Here is a 22,395-nt window from a genome sequence, read left to right as displayed (position 1 = left end):
CTTATGACTACCATTTCCGTAAATAATTCAACATGCTCAATAAAGTTAATCTTGCTGATATTCGCTCCTTTGTTTTGATTGCTCAACTGGGCAACTTCACCAAAGCGGCAGAAGCCCTTTCAGTATCGCGTTCCCATGTGTCTCGCCAAATCAGTGGGCTCGAAGCGCAAATGGGCGTGACTCTACTCACTCGAACTACGCGAACATTACGTTTGACTCATGCCGGTGAACGTTTTTACCAAGAATGCGAAAAAGCACTGCATGATATCGACCAAGCATTAATTGCCGCTGTCGACGATACTCAAGAAGTTCGAGGGTTGATCCGAGTGAACTGCGTCGGCGGTTATATCGGCGAAGACATCGTCGCTAAATACGTCAATGAATTCATGTTGGAATACCCAGATGTATTTGTGGATTTGGACTTCTCTTCGCCTCGAATTGATTTGATCGAAGACCAGTTCGACGTTGCGATTCGTATGGGGGAACTGGAAGACGCGGGATTCGTTGCGCGTAAGTTGATGATGATCGACATGGTCACACTCGCGAGTCCACGTTACCTTAAAATACATGGCGAACCAGTCGCCCCCAAAGAGCTGGCGAAACACCGTACTCTCACAGGCTCAGTTACGCGTTGGAGCTACCGTAACGTTGCTACACCAACTGAACACAGTGACGTGATAGTGAAAGGTAATTTACGTTGTAAGAATGGTCGCGCTCTTGTGATGGGCGCACTCTACGGTAACGGCATTATTCGCGTACCCTTAAGTTACTGTGACAAAGAAGTAGAGCAAGGCAAGCTGGTCAAAGTAATGCCAGAATGGGAAATCCCATCGGTACCTCTGTCAGCGATTTTCCATCGTGACCGCTACCAGCCTAAACGTCTGCGAACCTTCATTGATTTCATCAAAGCCAAGTTTGAACAAGACGCGAAAGCTTAAAACGAACATTAGAGTGTCTCGTCGCTCCTCGCCCTCTCTGGATAACGCAGCAACCAGTCTCTAAGGCTGGTTTTTGCATTAAACAGGTAAGAAACGTGTAAACAATCCCGCAAAAACAAGCGCATAACGTGAAAAAGGGTTATTCTTAGTTATTAAAAGTACGAAATAATTAATGAATGAGCACCCAACCTAATTCACGTCAATTGATCTCCTGCGAAGAGTGCGGCTTGGTCGTTCGTATTCCTGATATCGAACAAGGTCAAAAAGCACAGTGTCCTCGCTGTGAGCATTCGCTAACTAAAATCAACGCGAAACCGTATCAAAGCGTTCTTGCTGTCTCGGTCGCTTGTTTGATCATGCTAGTTTTGAGTGTCTCTTTCCCATTCATGTCGTTCAGCGTTCAAGGTTTATCTCAAGAAATCACTCTAATGCACGCAGCGAAGATGCTAGCGGAATTTCATAATGCGCTCCTTGGCGCTTTATTACTTGCGACCGTTGTCATCCTTCCCGCTATCTACGTCGGTTTGATTCTTTTCCTTCATCTTGAAGCCTTGAAGTCGCTCAAGCATCCATTGAGTAAAAAACAAATTCGCATGGCGAAGACTCTGTGTCGAATTCTGTTTAGAGTCGAACCTTGGTTGATGGTCGATGTCTTTTTAATTGGCGTATTAGTGAGCCTAATTAAGATTGCTTCGCTGGCTGAGATAGGCATGGGCAGTTCATTCTGGGCATTCTGTGTGTACACAGTTTTGGTGGTGAAGTGTATTTCTATGGTAGATAAGAGCTGGCTATGGGGGCATTTCATCCCATCTATCGAACTACCAAATGTGAAAGAAGGTGATACGCACCATGACAATAATCACATTGGTTGCCACACGTGCCATCAGCTTAACCCTATCGAAGATACTAAACATCAAAAGTGCCTTCGTTGCCATAGCCCAGTTCATAAATACAATCCTGCGAATAACTTACAGAAAGCATGGGCACTGTTGTTTGCCTCTATCATCTTTTACATTCCAGCCAACCTTTATCCAATGATGTATACCGTTAGCCTTGGTCATTCCGAAGGTTCAACCATCATGGAGGGTGTGGTGCTGCTGTGGCAACTAGGCTCCTACCCAATCGCTGCCGTTATTTTCTTTGCTAGTGTCTTCATTCCTATGGCAAAAATGCTCGCCTTAGCATGGCTTTATTACAACGCGCAGAAAGCTCAATACTTGCCACCAGAGGAAAGTATCTCGCGTTTAAAAGTGTACCGAATGACCGAGTTTATTGGGCGCTGGTCAATGATTGATATTTTTGTGGTCGCGATTTTGGTTGCGTTAGTACAACTGCAAAACCTAATGGCGATCTACCCTGGTCCTGCTGCCCTTTCATTTGCGGCAGTGGTCATTTTCACCATGCTCTCTGCCATGATTTTTGACTCGCGTTTGTTATGGCAATTACCACAAAACGAAGCGCAGAAGCCAATGACGAATAACTTAACTGAGAAAGCTAAATATGAGTGATGAGAACAAAGCAACCGCTCAAATAAAACCGCAAAAGCAGGTCTCCGCAATTTGGATCATCCCGATCCTTGCACTGGCGATGGGAGCGTGGATGTTGTTTCAATACATCAACAGTACTGGTCCCGAGATCACTCTGAAGCTACCAACAGCAGAAGGCATTGAAGTTGGCAAGACCGAAATCAAGGCACTCAATGTAAAAGTGGGAGTGATCACAGATGTTAAGCTCAGCAAAGATTACGACCACATTATTGCCACGGCACAAATGAACAAAGATGCCGATCGTATGCTGCGTGAGGATTCGATGTTTTGGGTCGTCAAACCGCGTATTGGTCGGGAGGGAGTTTCTGGTTTAGAAACGCTACTTTCCGGTGCCTATATCCAACTGCAACCAGGCAACTCCAAAGTTGAAAAGGAACACTTTAACGTACTTGACGTTCCACCCGTTGCCTCCCCTGATGCAGAGGGTCTACGCATTGTCTTGACCCACCGCGAAGCAGGCAAACTCGGCGTTGGCGATCCGGTGATTTACAAAGGCTTCACCGTTGGGCGTGTAGAAACCACTAGCTTTGACGTGGATACTCGCCGAGCACTGTACCAACTGTTTATCTTCAAACCATACGACAGCCTTGTGCGCACTAAGACTCATTTTTGGCTAAGTTCAGGTGTTGACTTACAACTGAACGCCGAAGGTTTTGAGGTGAAGTTTGGCTCTCTTGAAAGCTTAATCACTGGAGGGGTTGTCTTTGATACCTTACCTGGCTTAGGAGCGGGAGATGAAGTCAAAGAGGATATGACGCACTTCCGTTTATTCGATGACGTTAAGCAAGTGCGTGAAGGCATGTACGACGACTACATCCAGTTTGTCATGATGTTTGAAGAATCAGTACGTGGTCTTAAACGTAAAGCACCCGTGGAATATCGCGGTCTACGTATCGGTACTGTAATGAAAGTGCCAATGCGTATGCCAACGCCAGACGAAGATTTCTCTGCGAAAAAAATTCCTGTCTTAGTTCGTATTGAACTTGGACGCGTGTACAACGACTTGCCTGCCGACAAGCTGCCTCTTTTCAAACAGAAACTGAAAGAAGAGTTTGCTAAAGGGCTTCGTGGAACACTAAAAACCGGCAACCTGCTGACTGGCGCATTGTACATTGATACCGATTTTTATCCTGATGAAGACCCATACGTCCCAAGCGAGTTTGAAGGCTTAGACGTCTTCCCGACCAAACAAGGTGGGTTCGCTCAAGTACAACGCCAAGTAAATGACTTCCTGACAAAAATTAATAGCTTACCGATGGAAGAGACGCTTCACTCATTAAATAAAACCTTGAAAACATCAGAGCGCACTCTCGCTTCTGCTGAGCGCGTTGCAAGCAGTGTCGACAAATTGCTTAACCAAGACGATACCAAAGCCATTCCACAAGACATTCGCAAGAGCTTAGAACAGTTGCAGAAAACCTTGGATGGTTATGGCCCGAATTCCACTATGTATAGTGAGATGGAGTCCACATTGAAAGAGTTGGAGCAGGTAATGACGGAGTTCAAGCCCGTTCTTAAGCAACTAAATGAAAAACCAAACTCATTGGTCTTTGGTGAAGATGAAGTGAATGATCCAATTCCTGTTAGAGGGCAAAAATAATGAAACGCGGACTTTTATTGATTTCTGCCCTATTGGCAGGTTGTAGCAGTGCACCAGAAAACACCGGGGCATTGTATGTGTTGCCTGAAGCAAGCTCAGCGAAAATCAGCGACACCATGATTGCACAACGTCCACAGCTTGTTGTTCGTCCAGCTCAACTAGCAAGCTATCTTGCTGACAGTGGCATTGTGTACCGAACATCTGAGACTCAAATCATTCAAGCAAAACACAACCAGTGGGCGCACAGTATCTCTGAGCAAATTACTCAACGCATGATTGATGATCTACGTGCTAAGCAAAGCCAATACTGGCCGGTAGAAGTGAACAACTTACTCGACCAAAGTGACCAAAGTAAACTTCAGTTATCGCTGAGTAAGTTTAATGGTAGCTATGAAGGAAACGCAGAAATTGAAGGCGAATGGCTTATCATTGATGCGAATGGCAAAGTGAAAAACAGTGCACCTGTAACAATCAAACTGCCTTTACAAGACGAAGGTTATGATGCGCTTGTTGACGCGCTTTCCGCTGGGTTGAATAACCTTACTGATCAAATCGCTGCTCAACTATAAAACTCTCTCGCCCACTCCAATTGAGGAGTGGGCGTTTTCTTCCTCAAATCTCTAATCGCCCTCTTCTCTCAACATCATCCAGAGAAAACACTATTAAGCCATATCTAGCGATACTGTGAGTGAAATAAAGCGTTTCCGTTAGTCGTCGTTTTTGAATTACCCCACTCCATGCCCTACGCTAATCTTTATGCAACTCATTTAATTAAAATATGGACGTTGATATGGTTAAGAAAATCCTGCCGGTTCTTTCTCTGCTCTCTTCTTATCTGATAACACCTTTTGCAATGGCAGACGATACATACTCGTCACCAAGCCATTGGCAGCATAGTGTTGAAATCTACATGCAGGCTCTGAATATTAATGGCGATTCCACAATGGGGAATTTCTCAACTGACCTTGACGTAGATCCTAAGTTCATCATGGATCATCTTGATATTGGTGCGATGGCAAGGCTTGAAGGAGTGTACAAAAATAAATGGGGTTATTACCTCGATTACAGCTTTATGGATCTAAATGGCAGTGCAAATAATCTATCTGGCATTTTACCTAATGTTACTTATCGTGCAGATCTGGACGTCAGACAAGGCGTACTTGAAGCAAAAGTGTTCCAACGAGAAATCCATTCATTTGGCATGATTGATTACATGTTTGGCTTACGTTGGTGGGATAACGACATCAAAGGTAAAGTCTACCGTAACGATAACCGCATTCTCGTAGACAGATTAAACATCAAAGAGGACTGGGTTGATTTCTTAGTGGGCGTGCGTTGGTTAAACAATCTCACTAAAGACTGGCGTTTTCATGCAAGCTTAGACGCTGGTCTTGGAGCAGATACGAACTTTACTTATGCGACACAAATAGGCTTGCGTTATCACATGAACGATTGGTCGGACATTAACCTGGCTTACAAATCGACTTGGGTGGACTATGTCAATAAAGGAACCTTCGAATACGATACTGCCTCTCATGGTTTTCTTATTGGTCTTGGACTATATTTTTAGTCCCCTCAACATAAGGTGCTGCAGCACGCTAACGCAGGATCTTCTAAGCTAGTAATAACCTTCTCACTTAGGCAAAGCTTAATGATGAATAAATCGGAAGTTATCTGGCCAGATTATTACCACCCTAAACATTCTCATATACACGTACGCAGCCAAATCGAGATCCCTGAACCACCAGAAGTTGTTTGGCAACATCTGGTTCGTGCTCCTGAGTGGCCGGCGTGGCGTCACTCTAAAACCATGGTTCAGATCTTAAGTGGCGATAGCACGTTATGCAAAAACACCATGTTTCGTTGGAAAACATCTTGGGTTGATTTTCACTGCACAGTAGTCGAATACACCTTGAATCAACGCTTGGCATGGAAAGGCAAAAAAGGAGGTGTTGATATGTACCACGCTTGGGTTTTAGAGCCGACAAAAACAGGTTGCAGTATTACAACGGAAAGTACCCAACGCGGTGGAATGACCTGGCTTACAAAATACTTCGCAACAAAACAGCTAAGAAAGTACCACCTAAAATGGTTAGAAGAGTTGTGCCGCCAATCTCACGGCAATTGCGAGAAATAATGAAAATATACACTCTACTTGCTACTTAATATGCTCAATAAATGCGCTCAGCCTGATCTCAATCATGTTTGAAGCACGTCGCTTAGGATACCCTTAGCGAAAACTATAAATCCCCAATCCTATGACCTAATGGTCAATAGATAAGGCGCTTGAGCAGCAATGTCGATTAACATTTCAGATCTAACCACCGCATTAAGCAAGGTGGAGCACATACATAAAGTCCAATTGGAAAATGTGCATCAATTCTTTAAGTCTAACGAAACTTTCTCGGTACAAGCCTTTAGCCAAATTGTGGCAACGGACTCTATTGATGAACGTTTTAAAGCTATCGACAAAGAATTTGCTTTGTTGGGCGATGCTAAAACTTACCTACTAGAAGCTTCTTACTTAGTTGCTTAGAAACCAAGCCAGCTAAAGTAAAAAATTGCGCTTGCAAACCTTAAATGAGATTTATTTTTAATCGCATTACTGTTAAATTATTGGCAGTTATCGTATGAGGTTTTGCAATGAACGCGAAGAAAGCGCTAAAAAAATTGAAGAAGAAAACCGTAAAAAAAATGGCTTCTTCTTCACATAAACAGCTTAGTGCTTTAAAGAACAACGCATTAGGCAGCCCTGCCACATCAAAATCTCACACTTTCTCTTCACAAAGTGAACTCGTTAATGAGCTGAAAGGCGTCGCAAACCAAGCTGTAATGAGTGCAGCGTATGAGCTCGCCGCGCCTCTCAATCCACTGTTATCTTGGTTTAACGATGCTGGCGGTGTCGTTGATTTCACCACTGCGCCTAAAAAAACCTCAGTACCGTTATCAAAACAGTCAGCGAACGATTCAACACCTGCATTTTCAGTTAAATCAGTCGGTCATTTGCCCTTGAAATCACCACCTTGCAAGCGTTGCCCTGCTCTCTCGAATGGCATTTGTAAGTGTGCAGCGAAGAAGTTTAAGCTTAGTGCTTAACGTCACAAGTAAAGCGATAGCCAAACGTACTTGATCAAAAAAGCCCGACTTGATGCCGGGCTTTTTAATGTTCTTTTTTCTCAACCGCTTATGCCAAATTCATGATAACTCGGCTGACCGATGGACCAACGATACGAGTCAATGCGACCCCTGTTAATCCTTTCACTAGACTTTTTGTTCCGCTCACCATTGCTTTCTCAACAAAAGAAGGCTTTTCGCTGCTTTGCGTCCAATGATGACTTTCTAGAATTTCCATCAAACTGTCACAATCTAGCTCACGACTATCGAAGCTGATCGCTACAGATCCTGCATATTTCTTATGCTTTACTTCACGTACAGCATCAATCCCTTCCAACTGACAAATCAATTCTTCGACTTCTTTGGGGTGATCTTTAATATAGTCAGAACGAACCCTAAGCCTATGATTTGTCTTGTGAATGTAAGTATTCATGCTAGCGCCAATCCAAATGATAACCATTACTGTTTTCAACAGTAGCATTGAAATTGATTAAGCGCAAAGCATTTGTAATTAGTTCGTCACATGATCCTTTTTCTCAATGAATCTGACCTCGCTTACCGTATAATTTTTTTATGAAACAGTACGTCGACCAGGCCTTAAAACTAAGAAAGTGGGTATCGATTGGCCACCATATCCCGGGAAGAGTAAGACTCAAATACAAGCTCGGCATCGTAGCGCATCTTGCCAGTTTCCGAAGTGACGACATCGAGAAAGCCATTTCTTCAATTCCGGCATTCAAAAACTATAAGTTGAATAATGCGACGGGCAGTATCGTCATTGAATACGACCCAACAACAGTCAACCCCAAAGCAATTGACGCGTTGTTTTCGGAATCAAAAGAGGTTGCTGAACGAGCATGCTACGCGATAGCTGAGCAACTAGACTTAGATGGAGAACGTTCATGAGTGACTCATTGAACAACGCAAATCCATACGAAGCCTACTTCAAGGCCATGATGGAAATGCAAAAGGAAATGGCGAATGCTTACATGGCAAGCATGCAAAACGGTGAAATGCCACCAATGATGATGCCTCATCAAATGGGTATGATGCCGCATTTCCCACATCCTGCATTTTGTCATCCTCACCAAATGCCGCCGGGCATGGGCGCACAATTCCATCCGGGAATGATGCCACCGCCCCCACACTGGCCGCATGCGGGGATGATGCAACACCCACAGCAACCTCAACAACCACCTCAAACCTCTGAAACACCAGAAAGCGATCCATTATTCGAGCAAGCTCAGGCGATGCTAGAAGGCGCTCTCGGTGAAGAAGCAGGCATGTTTAAAGAGATATTAGGAACTTTCGGTATGAACGATAAAGAGTTTTGGAAAGGCGCTATGGTAGGCGCTGCAGCAGCACTTCTATTAAGCAATGAAAATGTGCGCGGCAAACTAATGGGCTTGGTATCAGGTGCTGGCGACATGCTGAAATCTGGTGGTTCAAGCGTAAAAGAAGGCGCCGTAAACACTGCAAGTGCAGTGAAAGAGAACGTGTCGACAGGAAGTGAAATCTTTAAAGAGACTTATGCTGCGGGTAAACAAGGCTTCCAAGAATCGGTAGAGCGTCACAAAGCAGAACCTGCAATCAAAGAAGTTGCCGAAAAAGCACCTAGTGAAGAAAACGAAGGTGAAAACGGTCAACCTGTTATCAAAGAACATGAGTAATTCAGCCAATAAACTCAGTTCTGCCAATCGTGCCATGTTAGTCGGTGCTATCGCAGGTGGCAGCGCGACGATTGCCAGCCAGTGGAAAGAGCATAAAGCGGGCAATATCGACACTAATGAAATGGCTACCAGCGCCGCAAAATCTGCACTTAAGACTGCAGCAATCGCTGGTGCGACAACGTATGTGGCAGAAAAAATGGCCGGTCGCCCTGCACTCTCTATGCTGACAATTCTCAGCGTAGGTGCAGCGGGTCTTTACTTAATGGATCAAGTTTCGGAATCTAAAGATGAACAATAACAACCCATACTACGGTTACCCTTACTACGGCTACCCACAGCAACAAAACCAAGCAGTGGATCCACAACAGCAGGCTGCAGAGCAACCATATAAAAAGCAAAACACAAAAACGCATTTTATGATGGGTATGGCAGCCGGGGCAGCAGTTGCTTACCTATTGACAAACAAAAAGTTTCAGCAAGGTGTTACGACTACTGGTGAGAAAGCTTGGTCCGCAGTCCGTGGTGAAGTAGAAGAGCTTAAAGAACGCTTAGAAGACACACAAGCAGAGCTGGAATACTACCGTAACCTATACAAAGGCGAAGAATGATCTCGATTCAGGTAAAGCATCACTTTCCCGGTAGGATCCGCTTTAAAGCATCAGCATTAAGGCATCACAAAGATGTCGGCACTTGGATTGAAACCAGTTTAATGGCAATCCAAGGCATCAGTGCTGTGCGGGTCAATGAGTCAGCTCAATCTGTTGTTGTCGAATATGACACGCAACTGCTACAAGCAAAAACGGTTGAAGAACGTCTAAGCCAACTTGATTTAGCAGAAGCCACTCAAGAAGAAGCAGAACACAAGTTTACGCGTGGCGACATTGCCATGAACGTGATTGGCACTATCGCGGCGGCTTTACTGCCCAACAAATGGGGAGCACTATCAACCGCAACATTGATTGCTCCAACCTTATTTGAAGGGGTCAGCGATCTAAAAGACAAGAACATTTCTGTTGAAGTCTTAGATGCAATTGCTGTTGGTTTATCGGCTTGGCGCGGTGATTACCGTACTGCGATGATGACGCAAAGCTTAATCAGTCTTGGCGAATACATGGAGCAAAAGACCAGTCGCAACAGTGATCAACTACTGGCTGATTTGATGCGTCCTCAGGAATCGATTGTTTGGCGCGTAGACGGAACACAACGCACACAAGTGAACTCAACGGAGCTTGACGTTGGTGATGTCATTGAGCTGGCTCCTGGTGTGTCTATTCCTGTTGATGGCACTATCATCAAAGGGGCAGCACTGATTAACCAATCCTCTTTGACTGGTGAAAATGTACCAGTTCGTCGTGAGGAAAGTGCTGTCGTGTACTCTGGAACTAGCGTGCACGAAGGTACAATTCAAGTTCGCGTCGACAAGGTCGGTAGCGAAGCGACCACCGCAAAAATTGCCAAACTGATTTATGACTCGCTGAGTGAAAAGAGCGAAATTCAGCAGGTTACACAAGACATGGCAAACCGCCGCGTGAAAATTACCTTGGGTATCGGAGCCGCAGTCTTTGCGCTAACTCAGGATATTAACCGCGTCGCGTCTGTATTCCTTGTAGATTACTCCTGTGCGCTAAAACTCAGTACGCCAGTAACCTTCAAATCCATCATGTACCGTGCGGCACAACAAGGGATCTTGTTCAAAGGCGGCAGCGCAATTGAAAAATTGGTAAAAATAGACACCTGTGTGTTTGATAAAACGGGCACGCTCACTCATGGTGATATGCAGGTAACGGATGTGATTCCATTATGCGATTCCAACACGGCTCGTGATTTACTCGCTATTGCAGCGTCTGTCGAAGAACACAGCAACCACCCACTTTCTCAGGCTGTGGTAAACGCGGCAAAACACAATCAACTACCACACATCGAGCACGGTGAAGTGGAATACGTGATTGCCCATGGTCTCAAGAGCACCATGAATGATCATGAGTTGGTAATGGGCAGTCGCCACTTCTTAGAAGTGCATGAGAGTGTTGACTTCACACCATTTGAAGATGTGATCAAAAAGTATGAAGCGCAAGGTCGTCACCTTATCTTCATCTCGCATCAAAATGTGTTGATCGGCATGATTGGCTTACGCGATCACTTGCGTGAAGATGCATTAGACACGCTAAATGCACTGCACCAGTTTGGTGTCAAAGAGCTGATCATGATTACTGGTGACAGCCAATTCAAAGCCAGCATTCTTGCTGATGAACTGAAACTAGATCGAGTCTTCGCTGAAGCAGTCCCTTCAGAGAAATCAACTATCGTTGAAGCGCTTCAGGCTGAAGGACGCACTGTCATGTTTGTTGGTGACGGCGTAAATGATGCGCCGGCTTTAACCGCAGCTGATGTCGGTGTCGCAATGGGTCGAGGTACTGAACTTGCCCGCCAAGTTGCCGATGTCGTGCTTCTTCGTGATCAGCTATACGGACTGGCAGAAGCGCGTGAGCTTGCCAATATCGCCATGCATGTAATCAACTCTAACATCAAGATCGCAGAATACGTGAATAGCGGAATCATGCTTGCTGCGGCGTTAGGTTGGCTCAATCCAACGATGAGTGCTCTACTCCATAACGGCACAACATTATCTATCCTTGGTCGCTCTGCAGCGCTTAGACATGGATAAATGTATGCTTTAAGAAAAGACTCCTGAAAGCGATGAGAAAAGCCCCGACTCAATCGAGTATCGGGGCTTTTTATTACCTAAGGGAGAGCATTAGTTTGATGAAAGCTTGTAACGATCATCAATGACTGTCACTTCTGGGAACACTTTGCCACTCTTCATCGCTTTCTCTGTTTCTTTCTTCACAGACTTATCAATCCAGAAGTTACCAATATCCATTGGATGGAACATGCTCTCGGTGGATTTGGTCATTGCATCCTTTGGTGTAATCAGCCAGCGCCAATGTGCAACACGAGTATAAGGTACCATGTAACCTGGGACGATCACGTTTGCATCACCAACATACTTCTGGATCTGACGTGACAAGTCATAACGCTTTTGTTGTTCAAACTCGTTGTCATACGCTTCAATTAACTTATCTAGCTCAGGGCTACTGTAGTTCGTATGTGCATTCGTTTGCGGCTTGTTCGCATTCGCTGAGTGGAAGTATTCCCAATATGCTGGGATTTCACCTGAGCCCATATTTAGGAATGCCAGTTGGTGCTTTTTCTCTAGGATGTATTTAAACGCAGAGGAGCCATCAACAAGGTTAAGGGTAAACTCAAGACCCGCTAATTTCGCTTGTTCTTTTAGATAAGCAATTCTAGGAGTATGAGAATTGTAACCGTAAGTAATCGCAAAACTTAGGCGCTCGCCTTTGTCATTAACACGAATACCATCCGCCCCTATTTTATCGAAACCCGCTTTCTCGAAATGCTTAACCGCTTCTGCTGGATCAAATTTTGGTGGTGTATTGTTTGGATCATCATACTCACCATGACCAAAGCCTAAACCGTGTGGCTTACGTGAATAGTCACCACGCATGATGTTTTCAATCATGCCATCGTAGTCTGTTGCAGCCATGATGCCTTTACGTACTTCTATATTGCCTAGCATCGGCATTGCTGTGTTCATCCACAGACCACCTGCACCTTGAGGTGATTGGTTGAAGCCCCAATACTTTTGGATATAACCCTTGGTGTAGCCATCGCTGTTTGTTTTGTCGTGCCAAAGGTTAGGTAGCACCATATCAAAGTAATCAAGCTTGCCTTTTTCGAAGTGCTTCATCGCGATGTCTTGGTCACGAATTACAGTGATACGTACTTTGTCTACGTTGTAACGGTTTTTGTAATAACGGTTGTTATAGCCCCACCAATCTTCACCAACGTGCTTAAAGGTAACACTCTTACCCTTTTTGATCTTATCAAGGTAGTAAGGGGCGGCGGTCGGTTCTGCCTTGAAGTTGAACTTGCGGACGAAGTTATCTGGCATACCGTCTTTGTTTTCGTCCTTTTCACCCTCAAAGAAGTGTTCTGGACGAGGTTGGAAGCCGTTACTTGGCATATTGATCAAAACCATGAGAGAGTCGTGGCTTTGCGCAACAGAAAGATTAACGCGAATTGTGTATTCATCAATCTTCTCTACGCTCACAATACTGTTTTTAAAGAAGTCGTTGTACCAAGGATCGATGATGTCTTCTGAAGTGTAATACTTCATCATAAATACGTAGTCGTCTGCGGTGATCTTCTCACCATCTGACCATTTAGCGGTTTCATCCAGCTTAAAGTAAACTGTTTTATTATCTTCACCGAACGCCCACTCTTTGGCTAATTGTGGGATCCATTTACCGGTGTTTGGATGGCGCTGTGCCAATTTAGGTGCGCCATCCATAAAGTAGTGACGTAGACCTGAGTTAGCATCAGGACCAACGCTACGAAGAGTCTGTGGAAAGCTCATCATATATGTGCGCAGAGTGCCGCCTCGTACAGCTTCATCAGAAGCGAAAAGAGGCTCGTTATTATTCGAAATCCATTCGATGTCAGCAGGTAGCTCCGCAGCATTTAACTGAAAGCTGCTCGCCACTAACATTGCCAATGCCGAGAATGGCAGAGTTTTTATCATTGTTTTCTTCCTTGTCGTGTTTGCGCAGTAAGACCAGAAGAACGACAACAAGTGAATCTCGAAGCGACTGTGTTTAATACACAGTAAAGGAAATAATGGGAGCGAATACAAAGTGAAGTCCTGTTCACTTCCGTATAAATATCAGAGAGTTTCACTAGGTCATCCTGACCTTACAACGCAGTGAATGCATCCACTCCATAGTATTCGTTACACATTTGTAACGCAACCCATCCATAACACATGGTTGCACTTTCCGAGTATCACAGCGGTTTATGTTAGCAAAGTGTGAACCTAGCAGTGCCATTAGCCATACAGTCAAGGCAAAACGATATCAATTACAGCTACCTCTATTTTTTCAGTGCAGCAAAAACAAAAAAGGCGAAGCGTTCCCACTTCACCTTTTTCGTTCGGTTCAAATCAACATTACATATTTGCTAAGCTATCGTTGATTGACTTAAGGACCGATGCAGGATCCACAGCCTGAGTAATCGGACGACCAATTACAAGGTAGTCAGAACCCGCTTGGATTGCATCTACTGGCGTCATGATGCGGCGTTGATCACCTTGCTCAGAGCCTGCTGGGCGGATACCTGGAGTGATTAGCTTAAATTCTTTTCCAAGTTCATTTTTAAGTAGAGATGACTCTTGCGCAGAGCACACTACGCCATCAAGACCAGCGTTCTTTGTCAGAGTTGCTAGGCGAATAACCTGCTCTTGAGGAGCGACGTTCAGACCGATTCCAGCAAGATCGCTCTGCTCCATGCTTGTTAACACTGTCACACCAATAAGTAGCGGGCGGTCTTTACCGTAAGGTTCAAGAATTTCACGCGATGCTGTCATCATGCGCTCGCCACCACTTGCATGTACGTTCACCATCCATACGCCCAGTTCAGCTGCTGCGCGAACCGCTTTTGAACACGTATTCGGGATATCGTGAAACTTCAGATCTAGGAATACAGAGAAACCGCGTTTATGAAGCTCACGTACGAAATCAGGACCAAATAGCGTAAACATTTCTTTGCCTACTTTAAGGCGACATGACGCAGGATCAATTCTGTCTACAAACGCAAGCGCATCAGCTTGGTTATCATAATCCAGTGCGACAATAACTTTTTGGTCGATCATTTCATCTCCTAACTGTTTTTGGTTCTTATTAAATAAAGGTCAAAAAAATGCAGCGGACAGAAACTCTGCCAGCTGCATTAAAATTATTCACCGTCCAATCCTCGGATTGGCTTGATCGTCCCCCACCCTTTACACGATGGACAGTGCCAGTAAAGGGAATGAGTGGAGAAACCACATTTCCTGCATCGGTAGTGCGGTTTAACTTTTAATTGCTCACCAACCATCGCTTGTAGTGTAGAAAGGCTGTCTTTTGCACGACCATCTTCTGCTTCTGCAATATGGTAGTCAATAAGGCGGTAGAAGCCCTTCATGGTTGGGTTTTTCAATAGTTGTTTGGTTAGTAGTTCTTGTGCGGCTCCCACACTCTCATGGTGCGCAACTAACTGTGCCAACATCAATTCAGACGATACACCGGCTTTCTTATCGATACATGCTCGTAAAAATTCCACCAGCTCATCTTCTTGACCAAGGTGGTGATAACACTCGGCAATTGTTGGCAGTACATCACTAATAAAGTCTTTATCTTGCTCAAGCACGCCAGTCAGGTATTTGATGGTGTGTTTGTAGTCTTCTGATTCCAAGTACACACGACCAAGAGCAATACTCGCACGGACACATTTAGGATCTTCTGAAAGTGCTTTCTTGAAATGTTGAATGGCTTTATTGGTATTGCCATCCGCTTGGTCAAGCATCGCCAGCTCACACCAGAAGTGCGCAATGTTAGCGCGAATACGAGTGCGTTTTTTGCCCATTTTCGCTAACTGGTTTGCGTAGTGAATCGCTTTTTCCCACTCACGGGTTTGTTGGTAAATAGTCACCAACTGTTGAAGGGCACTTTCACGATGGTCTGGCTCATCAACTAGCTGCTCAAAGATCTTCTCGGCACGGTCTAAAAAGCCGGAAGCCATGTAGTCTTTCGCCAGTTGCTGGAGAGCAAGGTTTTTCTGATCCAGAGTCAGACCAGAACGGGAAATCAGGTTTTGGTGGATACGAATTGCACGGTCGACTTCACCACGAGAACGGAAAAGATTACCTAACGCTAGGTGTGTATCTATCGTCTCGTTATCAACTTGGAGCAATTCAATAAAGTGGTCAACCGCCTTATCTGACTGATCAGATAAAAGCAGGTTAAGACCCGTCACGTACTGACGGGATATCTGATGAGATTGCTTCTGCTTGTCTTGCTGAGCGCTGCGATGCCCCATGTACCAGCCATAGGCGGCGGCTATCGGCAATAACAAGAAGAGTAGTTCAAGCATTAAAGTTAAGCCTTATCCTTATGCCTGTTTTGCTACTGCTGGTTTAGCAGGTTTCTCTGCTTCAGCGGGCTCATACTTTTTAAGTTTCTTTTTCAGACGACGAACCTGAAGTTGAGTCTTGAATTGGATGCTAGCAAAGATAACCCATGCCAGAGCAAAGCCAACCACAAAGACCACACCTAGTAGCGTTGATAAGTGGAATTCACCCTTCGCTAAAAGGTAATTGAAAGTCACGATCTCTTGGTTTTGAGAACCTAAAGCCAGTGCAATTAAAAAGAGAGCTAAAACAGCAACGATTTTTATAATTTTCATGTTACATCACCCTTCGAGGAGTAAGTAGGTAAGATTATGCAGTAAAATGTTTCTTCAGACCATGTATATTACCAATAATCTAGTTATAAAAAAGCGGCATACACGAGAGTATGCCGCTTTTTCAAACTAATAAGAGAGCCTTAGCCAACCATATTTACACGTTCACGAAGCTCTTTACCAGGTTTGAAGTGAGGAACGTATTTACCTTCCAACTCCACTTTATCGCCCGTTTTAGGGTTACGACCTACGCGAGGCTCGCGGTAATGAAGAGAAAAACTACCAAAGCCACGGATCTCGATACGGTCACCGCTCTCTAGTGTAGAAGCCATGTGCTCTAAAATATCTTTTACAGCATCTTCTACCTCTTTCGCTGATAAATGTGTTTGCTCAGCGCAGAGTCTTTCAATCAGTTCAGACTTAGTCATAGTTGCCCTCTTTGAGTATCTTTATCACTCATTATAGTAAGTAATACTAATTCCAACAAACACTTGCTATCAATTCTAGACAAATTTTACACAAAATGCGCAATCAAAAAATGTCTTTTTTTAGCATAGTTTATCAACATTAGTATTACTACTCGCAAAGTAGCAAGCATAAAAAAGGAGCCTTGCGGCTCCTTTTTAGCTTAAGCGAGTAAATTATTCGCCTTTAGCAGCTTTGAAAGCGTCAGCCATTGCATTACCAAAAGCAGCTTCGTCTTGCTTGTTGATAGATGCCATTGCTTCTTGCTCTTCAGCTTCATCTTTAGCTTTGATAGATAGGTTGATTACGCGGTTCTTACGGTCAACACCTGTGAACTTCGCTTCAACAACATCACCAGCGCTTAGGATTAGAGAAGCATCTTCTACGCGATCGCGAGATACTTCAGAAGCACGGATGTAGCCTTCAACGCCTTCTGCGATTTCAACTGTAGCGCCTTTAGCGTCAACAGCAGTTACAGTAGCGTTAACTAGAACACCTTTCTTGTTGTCAGCAACGTAAGCATTGAATGGGTCGTTTTCCATTTGCTTGATGCCTAGAGAGATGCGCTCACGCTCAGCGTCTACTGCTAGAACAACTGCAGAGATCTCGTCGCCTTTCTTGTACTCACGTACAGCTTCTTCGCCAGCAACATTCCAAGAAATGTCAGATAGGTGAACTAGACCGTCGATGCCGCCTTCTAGACCGATGAAGATACCGAAGTCAGTGATAGACTTGATCTTACCAGTAACTTTGTCGCCTTTAGCTTGTGCTTCAGCGAATGACTGCCATGGGTTAGCTTTACACTGTTTCAGACCTAGAGAGATACGACGACGTTCTTCGTCGATTTCAAGAACCATAACCTCAACTTCGTCGCCAACATTAACAACTTTAGAAGGGTGGATGTTCTTGTTAGTCCAATCCATTTCAGAAACGTGTACTAGACCTTCAACGCCTTCTTCGATTTCAACGAAGCAGCCGTAGTCAGTTAGGTTAGTTACGCGACCAGTTAGTTTGTGACCTTCTGGGTAACGCTTAGCGATTGCTACCCATGGATCTTCGCCTAGTTGCTTAAGACCTAGTGATACGCGAGTACGCTCACGGTCGAACTTAAGAACTTTAACTTGGATCTCGTCACCAACGTTAACGATTTCAGATGGGTGCTTAACACGCTTCCAAGCCATATCAGTGATATGTAGAAGACCGTCAACGCCACCTAGGTCAACGAACGCACCGTAGTCAGTAAGGTTCTTAACGATACCTTTAACTTCAGAACCTTCTTGTAGAGTTTCTAGAAGCTCGTCACGTTCAACGCTGTTCTCAGATTCGATAACTGCACGACGTGAAACAACTACGTTGTTACGTTTTTGGTCAAGTTTGATAACTTTGAACTCTAGCTCTTTGTTTTCTAGGTGAGCAGTGTCGCGGATTGGACGTACGTCTACTAGAGAGCCAGGAAGGAAAGCACGGATACCGTTTAGTTCAACAGTGAAACCGCCTTTAACTTTACCGTTGATGATACCAACAACAGTTTCAGCTTCTTCGTAAGCTTTCTCAAGAACGATCCAAGCTTCGTGACGCTTAGCTTTCTCACGAGAAAGTTGAGTTTCACCGAAACCATCTTCAACAGCGTCTAGAGCTACGTCTACTTCAGCGCCAACTTCAACTTCAAGTTCGCCAGCAGCGTTCTTGAACTGTTCAGCAGGGATAGCAGATTCAGACTTAAGACCAGCGTCAACAAGAACGAAACCGTTCTCGATAGCTACTACAGTACCTTTAACGATGCTGCCTTGTTGGAATTCTGTTTCGTTTAGAAACTCTTCAAAGAGTTGAGCAAAAGATTCAGTCATTTATTTAATCTTCAATAAATTAAACGTCCACGGGTATCCTACCGCATGGGGTTATTAAATTCGCCAATCATCATCCTTGCGACCGACGCTCTTAGCCTAGCCGAGCGTAATTACTCAGCTAGCTTCGATTCGATATATTGTAGTGCCTTTTCTACCACTTCGTCGATAGTCATCGACGTAGAATCTAGCACAAGCGCATCCTCTGCAGGGCGTAGTGGCGCCACTGGGCGGTTACGATCTCGATCGTCACGCTCTTGGATCTCGCTCAAAAGGTCAGCAAATCTAACATCTAACCCTTTATCTTGCAACTGTTTAAGGCGTCGATTTGCACGCTCTTCTGCGCTCGCATCAAGGAAAATTTTCGCTTGTGCACCCGTGAATACAACCGTACCCATGTCACGACCATCAGCAACAAGACCCGGAGCAGCCTCAAATGCACGCTGACGACGCAATAATGCTTCACGAACGCGTGGCAAAGCTGCCACTTTAGACGCCGCCATCCCAGTTTCTTCTTTACGAAGTTCACCAGAGACGTCTTCGCCTTCTAGAATCACTTTTACTAGGTCACCTTCAGCAACAAACTGCACGTCTAGATGAGTAGCAAGTGGAACAAGCGCATCTTCTGACTCAGTGTCTACGCCGTGGTGAATCGCTGCGAGTGCAAGTACACGATAAATTGCGCCAGAATCAAGAAGATGAAAGCCCAACTTCTTCGCCAGCAACATACATAAAGTGCCTTTACCTGCACCACTAGGTCCATCTACGGTAACAACCGGAGTTTGAGAGGACATGTTCTTCTCCACCTATAATTTCTTTTTCAGCAATTTGCTCGGTTTTCGAGGCGCGTATTATACGGGTAATTGCCTTTTGGAGCGAGTAAAAATGTCGTGTAAAGCATTACACCCAACGCGCACTTGGATTCACGCTATTGAGAAAAGTTCCAATAAAAAACGGCGAGAATTTTCACTCTCGCCGTTTTAAGTTTCACTCGTTATCTTATCGATTAGACAATCGGTTTTTGACCACGCTCTGCAAGTTTAAGCACGACACTGTCTGCCACTTTACCTGCAACACCAGCGAGCTTGTCTGCCAGTTTCTTCTTCTGCACGTAATGCACTGCTAGTACCGTTTTCTCTTTGCATGCAGCGACAACCAGATCGTCGGAAGTGCTGATTTCATCCACCAACCCTAGCTCTTTCGCTTGCGTACCAAACCAGTGCTCACCCGTTGCCACTTTTTCAAGCTCTAGATCTGGGCGACGCTCACGGATGAAGTCTTTAAATAGTACGTGTGTTTCTTCAAGTTCTTGCTTGAACTTATCGCGCGCTTTGTCAGTGTTCTCACCAAACATAGTCAGTGTGCGTTTGTACTCACCAGCCGTTAGCTGCTCGTACTCGATATCGTGCTTTTTCAACAGTTTGTTGAAGTTAGGGATCTGTGCGATAACACCGATAGAACCCACAATCGCAAACGGAGCTGAGACAATCTTGTCTGCCACACACGCCATCATGTAACCGCCACTTGCTGCAACTTTGTCGACAGAAATCGTCAGAGGCAGACCCGCTGCTTTGATTCGGTCAAGTTGAGAAGATGCCAAGCCATAACCATGAACCATGCCACCGCCAGACTCTAGGCGCAGCAAAACCTCATCGCCTTCACGAGCGACAGCTAATACTGCAGTGATCTCTTCACGTAGCGAGCCTACTTCTTTTGCATCAATGCTGCCGTTGAAGTCCAACACGAACAGATGCGGTTCGCGCTTGCTATCGAGAGAACCTTCTTTGCTCGCTTGTTTGATTTCTTTCTCGCGAGATTTGTTCTTCTCTTTCTCTTCTTTCTTGACTGCTTTATCACGAGCTTTGATGAAAGCGTCATCGTGCAGGTGATGCTCCAACTGCTCTACCGCATCTTTATGACGTTCAGAAAGGTTGGTAACTTCCAATTCGCCTTTTGCTGCACCCGACTTACCACTCGCTGATTTTGCGATAATCAACAGCACAATTACTGCTGCAACAACGGTAACAATCTTAGCCAAAAACAGACCGTAATCTAATAAAAATTCCAATGAGAGTTCCTCTATCTCATACCAGTGATAGTCATCAATATGTTACGTAGAAAAATCAGTGAGAAGGCAAGAAAATCAGCAACCTCTTGTTCTGATTGATAGCGTTCAAATAACATACCGGACAACCGTTCTGGAATTGGTATAACACATGAATTGGTGTATTGTAACCAACTTGTCACGATTACCAAGATTTTCCATTGAGAAACAGGCGCATTTCTACATAAACGAACATGAAGCCTGTACGTCGGAACTAGATACAATAATAAGGATTAACTACCGTGAACTACTCCATTTCAGCAGATGCTCTAAAAGGTAAAGTCATTCTTGTCACTGGCGCAGGCAATGGTATCGGTCGCCAAGCCGCCCTTTCTTACGCTCAGCACGGTGCGACTGTGATTCTACTGGGTCGAAACGTTCAAAACCTTGAATCCATTTACGATGAAATCGAGTCTGCGGGCTACCCTCAACCAGCGATCATCCCACTCGATCTAAAAGGTGCAACAAAGCAACACTACATCGACATGGCAGAAACCATCGAAGGTCAATTTGGTCGTTTGGATGGTCTATTGCACAACGCCGGTGTTCTCAGCACGCTGTGTCCGTTTGAGCAAATCAATGAAGAAGACTTCGACGACATCATGCAGATCAACGTGAAAGCGGAAGTACTGATGACTCAGGCGCTACTACCGATCATGCGTAAATCAGAAGCGGGTCGTATTGTCTTTACCTCTTCAACCGTTGGTCACTCTGGTCGTGCTTTCTGGGGTCCATACGCTATTTCTAAGTTTGCTGTAGAAGGTATGATGCAAGTCTTGGCTGATGAGTTGAGTGATACACCAATACGTGTGAATGCAATTAACCCTGGTGCAACTCGTACTCGTATGCGTGAAAAAGCCTACCCAGGTGAAGATGCAAACACGTTAAAAACACCGCTGGACATCATGCCGCTTTACCTTCACTTGATGGACCCAGCAGTCACTGATGTAAACGGTCAGTGCATCGACGCTCAACCAAAGCGTAAATAACCCACTTAGGTTACCTCACATAATTGATTGAAAAGGCAGCAAATGCTGCCTTTTTTCGTATTTCTGCCTATAAAAATCTTGCGACTTTCCATCACAGAAATATACTGTATGTATATACAGGTATTTTATTTATGCAAGACATCATCCAACACTTAAAAAGCCAGCATCTTGTTTGGCAAGCAAATCTAACCAAAGCTGACGATCATCAGTTCCTTAATAGTTCTGGTTTTCCGGAGCTAGATGCTCTGCTTGGTGGCGGCTTTCCTCCTCACGGTGTGGTGGAAATGGAATCCATAGGCAGCATTGGCGAGCTGCGTTTGCTTGCGCCTTACTTAAAAGCATCCCTTTCGAGAGGAGTCACGGCATTCATTCAGCCACCAGCATTGATGAATTCATTGTTCCTACACGGCATTGGGCTAGACATCAACCAGGTGTGGGTGGTCACGCCTGAACATCAGCGCGATGCATTATGGGCAGCGGAGCAGTGCCTCAAGAGCGGTGTTTGTACCAACGTTTTGCTATGGCAAGATGAACTAGAGATCCACCAAGTAAAACGTCTGCAAGTGGCGAGCGAGCAAGGATCTTGCCCTCTGTTTATGCTCAAACCTAATATGACAAACCGCTTGTCTTTACCTGTTTCGTTGAGTCTGAAATTGCAAGGTCATGGACAAGGCGTTAGCGTGGAAGTTCTCAAACGAAAAGGCGGTTGGAGCAAAGGTAGTGTCGACATCAATTTCCAACACCACTACCCACAATTGGTGATGCCAACCACGACTCACATTCCATCAACTGTGGTCAATTTCCCATTGGCGAATCAAGGTTAGTGGT

General features: G+C 44.8%; 24 protein-coding genes. 15 read left to right on the top strand and 9 right to left on the bottom strand.

Features of this window, described 5'->3' with window-relative positions; all coding sequences use genetic code 11:
• The first annotated feature begins 32 nt into the window (after positions 1–32).
• From AACR11_RS23640 to AACR11_RS23605, 8 genes are all read left to right on the top strand, one after another.
• Positions 33–938, top strand: coding sequence for a LysR family transcriptional regulator (locus AACR11_RS23640; RefSeq protein WP_005444884.1), 906 nt, complete (start codon positions 33–35; stop codon positions 936–938).
• Positions 939–1,114: 176 nt separating this feature from the next.
• Positions 1,115–2,446 (top strand): paraquat-inducible protein A, encoded by a 1,332-nt coding sequence (locus AACR11_RS23635; RefSeq protein WP_005444882.1) that lies wholly within the window; start codon positions 1,115–1,117, stop codon positions 2,444–2,446.
• The gene (gene pqiB / locus AACR11_RS23630) at positions 2,439–4,085 is read left to right on the top strand and encodes an intermembrane transport protein PqiB (RefSeq protein WP_005444880.1); all 1,647 of its coding nucleotides are present in this window, start codon (positions 2,439–2,441) and stop codon (positions 4,083–4,085) included. The genes AACR11_RS23635 and pqiB overlap by 8 nt, the downstream gene beginning before the upstream one ends.
• Positions 4,085–4,654 carry a PqiC family protein gene (locus AACR11_RS23625; protein WP_009698461.1) on the top strand — a complete coding sequence of 190 codons (570 nt, stop codon included), beginning with the start codon at positions 4,085–4,087 and terminating at the stop codon, positions 4,652–4,654. The genes pqiB and AACR11_RS23625 overlap by 1 nt, the downstream gene beginning before the upstream one ends.
• A gap of 221 nt (positions 4,655–4,875) precedes the next feature.
• On the top strand, positions 4,876–5,655 hold the full coding sequence (locus tag AACR11_RS23620; protein WP_005444876.1) for a hypothetical protein: 780 nt from the start codon (positions 4,876–4,878) through the stop codon (positions 5,653–5,655).
• An 84-nt stretch (positions 5,656–5,739) separates the two neighbouring features.
• Positions 5,740–6,222 carry an SRPBCC domain-containing protein gene (locus AACR11_RS23615; protein WP_029790893.1) on the top strand — a complete coding sequence of 161 codons (483 nt, stop codon included), beginning with the start codon at positions 5,740–5,742 and terminating at the stop codon, positions 6,220–6,222.
• 159 nt (positions 6,223–6,381) lie between these two features.
• The gene (locus tag AACR11_RS23610) at positions 6,382–6,621 is read left to right on the top strand and encodes a hypothetical protein (RefSeq protein ID WP_005444872.1); all 240 of its coding nucleotides are present in this window, start codon (positions 6,382–6,384) and stop codon (positions 6,619–6,621) included.
• A 107-nt stretch (positions 6,622–6,728) separates the two neighbouring features.
• Positions 6,729–7,181, top strand: coding sequence for a hypothetical protein (locus AACR11_RS23605; RefSeq protein WP_005444870.1), 453 nt, complete (start codon positions 6,729–6,731; stop codon positions 7,179–7,181).
• 88 nt (positions 7,182–7,269) lie between these two features.
• On the opposite strand, the gene AACR11_RS23600 is transcribed toward AACR11_RS23605, so the two are convergent.
• A complete protein-coding gene (locus AACR11_RS23600) occupies positions 7,270–7,632 on the bottom strand; it encodes an HMA2 domain-containing protein (protein ID WP_223295770.1) in 363 nt (120 codons plus the stop codon).
• Between the two features lie 140 nt (positions 7,633–7,772).
• On the opposite strand from AACR11_RS23600, the gene AACR11_RS23595 reads away from it, so the two are divergent.
• Genes AACR11_RS23595 through AACR11_RS23575 form a run of 5 tightly spaced genes read left to right on the top strand, consistent with a single transcriptional unit; the run spans position 7,773 to position 11,534 of the window.
• Positions 7,773–8,105 (top strand): HMA2 domain-containing protein, encoded by a 333-nt coding sequence (locus AACR11_RS23595; RefSeq protein ID WP_005444868.1) that lies wholly within the window; start codon positions 7,773–7,775, stop codon positions 8,103–8,105.
• Complete coding sequence (locus AACR11_RS23590) at positions 8,102–8,869, top strand: YtxH domain-containing protein (RefSeq protein ID WP_009698467.1); 768 nt, start codon at positions 8,102–8,104, stop codon at positions 8,867–8,869. The genes AACR11_RS23595 and AACR11_RS23590 overlap by 4 nt, the downstream gene beginning before the upstream one ends.
• Complete coding sequence (locus AACR11_RS23585) at positions 8,862–9,167, top strand: hypothetical protein (protein WP_005444866.1); 306 nt, start codon at positions 8,862–8,864, stop codon at positions 9,165–9,167. Before AACR11_RS23590 ends, AACR11_RS23585 begins: the two co-directional genes overlap by 8 nt.
• Positions 9,157–9,477 carry a hypothetical protein gene (locus AACR11_RS23580; RefSeq protein WP_005444865.1) on the top strand — a complete coding sequence of 107 codons (321 nt, stop codon included), beginning with the start codon at positions 9,157–9,159 and terminating at the stop codon, positions 9,475–9,477. The genes AACR11_RS23585 and AACR11_RS23580 overlap by 11 nt, the downstream gene beginning before the upstream one ends.
• On the top strand, positions 9,474–11,534 hold the full coding sequence (locus tag AACR11_RS23575; RefSeq protein ID WP_009698469.1) for a heavy metal translocating P-type ATPase: 2,061 nt from the start codon (positions 9,474–9,476) through the stop codon (positions 11,532–11,534). Before AACR11_RS23580 ends, AACR11_RS23575 begins: the two co-directional genes overlap by 4 nt.
• A gap of 90 nt (positions 11,535–11,624) precedes the next feature.
• On the opposite strand, the gene AACR11_RS23570 is transcribed toward AACR11_RS23575, so the two are convergent.
• The 8 genes from AACR11_RS23570 to sohB form a co-directional block, all read right to left on the bottom strand.
• Positions 11,625–13,472, bottom strand: a complete 1,848-nt coding sequence (locus AACR11_RS23570; protein WP_005444862.1) for an extracellular solute-binding protein — start codon at positions 13,470–13,472, stop codon at positions 11,625–11,627.
• A 423-nt stretch (positions 13,473–13,895) separates the two neighbouring features.
• The gene (pyrF, locus tag AACR11_RS23565; RefSeq protein ID WP_005444860.1) at positions 13,896–14,597 is read right to left on the bottom strand and encodes an orotidine-5'-phosphate decarboxylase; all 702 of its coding nucleotides are present in this window, start codon (positions 14,595–14,597) and stop codon (positions 13,896–13,898) included.
• An 83-nt stretch (positions 14,598–14,680) separates the two neighbouring features.
• Positions 14,681–15,856 carry a lipopolysaccharide assembly protein LapB gene (lapB, locus tag AACR11_RS23560; protein WP_005444858.1) on the bottom strand — a complete coding sequence of 392 codons (1,176 nt, stop codon included), beginning with the start codon at positions 15,854–15,856 and terminating at the stop codon, positions 14,681–14,683.
• Between the two features lie 18 nt (positions 15,857–15,874).
• Entirely contained in the window at positions 15,875–16,168 is a 294-nt protein-coding gene (locus tag AACR11_RS23555; protein ID WP_005444857.1) for a lipopolysaccharide assembly protein LapA domain-containing protein, read from the bottom strand.
• Positions 16,169–16,308: 140 nt separating this feature from the next.
• Positions 16,309–16,593, bottom strand: a complete 285-nt coding sequence (gene ihfB, locus AACR11_RS23550) for an integration host factor subunit beta (protein WP_005444856.1) — start codon at positions 16,591–16,593, stop codon at positions 16,309–16,311.
• A 213-nt stretch (positions 16,594–16,806) separates the two neighbouring features.
• Positions 16,807–18,477 (bottom strand): 30S ribosomal protein S1, encoded by a 1,671-nt coding sequence (rpsA, locus tag AACR11_RS23545; protein ID WP_005444855.1) that lies wholly within the window; start codon positions 18,475–18,477, stop codon positions 16,807–16,809.
• 110 nt (positions 18,478–18,587) lie between these two features.
• Complete coding sequence (gene cmk, locus AACR11_RS23540; protein ID WP_005444854.1) at positions 18,588–19,268, bottom strand: (d)CMP kinase; 681 nt, start codon at positions 19,266–19,268, stop codon at positions 18,588–18,590.
• Between the two features lie 212 nt (positions 19,269–19,480).
• The gene (sohB, locus tag AACR11_RS23535) at positions 19,481–20,542 is read right to left on the bottom strand and encodes a protease SohB (RefSeq protein WP_005444853.1); all 1,062 of its coding nucleotides are present in this window, start codon (positions 20,540–20,542) and stop codon (positions 19,481–19,483) included.
• Between the two features lie 278 nt (positions 20,543–20,820).
• Here sohB and AACR11_RS23530 point away from each other — a divergent pair, with 278 nt between their 5' ends.
• Positions 20,821–21,567: a YciK family oxidoreductase gene (locus AACR11_RS23530; RefSeq protein WP_029790890.1), complete on the top strand. Its 747-nt coding sequence runs from the start codon at positions 20,821–20,823 to the stop codon at positions 21,565–21,567.
• A 131-nt stretch (positions 21,568–21,698) separates the two neighbouring features.
• Positions 21,699–22,391, top strand: a complete 693-nt coding sequence (gene imuA, locus AACR11_RS23525; RefSeq protein WP_009701881.1) for a translesion DNA synthesis-associated protein ImuA — start codon at positions 21,699–21,701, stop codon at positions 22,389–22,391.
• Positions 22,392–22,395: the final 4 nt, after the last annotated feature.

This window comes from Vibrio sp. L85, from assembly GCF_963871815.1.
Taxonomy (GTDB): domain Bacteria; phylum Pseudomonadota; class Gammaproteobacteria; order Enterobacterales; family Vibrionaceae; genus Vibrio; species Vibrio harveyi.
Note: the sequence above shows the minus strand (reverse complement) of the source record. Positions and strands in the feature narration are given on the sequence as shown.

Coding starts and splice junctions, on each gene's coding strand:
- AACR11_RS23640 (WP_005444884.1), top strand. CDS start 33: ATGCTCAATAAAGTTAATCTTGCTGATATTCGCTCCTTTGTTTTGATT.
- AACR11_RS23635 (WP_005444882.1), top strand. CDS start 1,115: ATGAGCACCCAACCTAATTCACGTCAATTGATCTCCTGCGAAGAGTGC.
- pqiB (WP_005444880.1), top strand. CDS start 2,439: ATGAGTGATGAGAACAAAGCAACCGCTCAAATAAAACCGCAAAAGCAG.
- AACR11_RS23625 (WP_009698461.1), top strand. CDS start 4,085: ATGAAACGCGGACTTTTATTGATTTCTGCCCTATTGGCAGGTTGTAGC.
- AACR11_RS23620 (WP_005444876.1), top strand. CDS start 4,876: ATGGTTAAGAAAATCCTGCCGGTTCTTTCTCTGCTCTCTTCTTATCTG.
- AACR11_RS23615 (WP_029790893.1), top strand. CDS start 5,740: ATGAATAAATCGGAAGTTATCTGGCCAGATTATTACCACCCTAAACAT.
- AACR11_RS23610 (WP_005444872.1), top strand. CDS start 6,382: ATGTCGATTAACATTTCAGATCTAACCACCGCATTAAGCAAGGTGGAG.
- AACR11_RS23605 (WP_005444870.1), top strand. CDS start 6,729: ATGAACGCGAAGAAAGCGCTAAAAAAATTGAAGAAGAAAACCGTAAAA.
- AACR11_RS23600 (WP_223295770.1), bottom strand. CDS start 7,632: ATGAATACTTACATTCACAAGACAAATCATAGGCTTAGGGTTCGTTCT.
- AACR11_RS23595 (WP_005444868.1), top strand. CDS start 7,773: ATGAAACAGTACGTCGACCAGGCCTTAAAACTAAGAAAGTGGGTATCG.
- AACR11_RS23590 (WP_009698467.1), top strand. CDS start 8,102: ATGAGTGACTCATTGAACAACGCAAATCCATACGAAGCCTACTTCAAG.
- AACR11_RS23585 (WP_005444866.1), top strand. CDS start 8,862: ATGAGTAATTCAGCCAATAAACTCAGTTCTGCCAATCGTGCCATGTTA.
- AACR11_RS23580 (WP_005444865.1), top strand. CDS start 9,157: ATGAACAATAACAACCCATACTACGGTTACCCTTACTACGGCTACCCA.
- AACR11_RS23575 (WP_009698469.1), top strand. CDS start 9,474: ATGATCTCGATTCAGGTAAAGCATCACTTTCCCGGTAGGATCCGCTTT.
- AACR11_RS23570 (WP_005444862.1), bottom strand. CDS start 13,472: ATGATAAAAACTCTGCCATTCTCGGCATTGGCAATGTTAGTGGCGAGC.
- pyrF (WP_005444860.1), bottom strand. CDS start 14,597: ATGATCGACCAAAAAGTTATTGTCGCACTGGATTATGATAACCAAGCT.
- lapB (WP_005444858.1), bottom strand. CDS start 15,856: ATGCTTGAACTACTCTTCTTGTTATTGCCGATAGCCGCCGCCTATGGC.
- AACR11_RS23555 (WP_005444857.1), bottom strand. CDS start 16,168: ATGAAAATTATAAAAATCGTTGCTGTTTTAGCTCTCTTTTTAATTGCA.
- ihfB (WP_005444856.1), bottom strand. CDS start 16,593: ATGACTAAGTCTGAACTGATTGAAAGACTCTGCGCTGAGCAAACACAT.
- rpsA (WP_005444855.1), bottom strand. CDS start 18,477: ATGACTGAATCTTTTGCTCAACTCTTTGAAGAGTTTCTAAACGAAACA.
- cmk (WP_005444854.1), bottom strand. CDS start 19,268: ATGTCCTCTCAAACTCCGGTTGTTACCGTAGATGGACCTAGTGGTGCA.
- imuA (WP_009701881.1), top strand. CDS start 21,699: ATGCAAGACATCATCCAACACTTAAAAAGCCAGCATCTTGTTTGGCAA.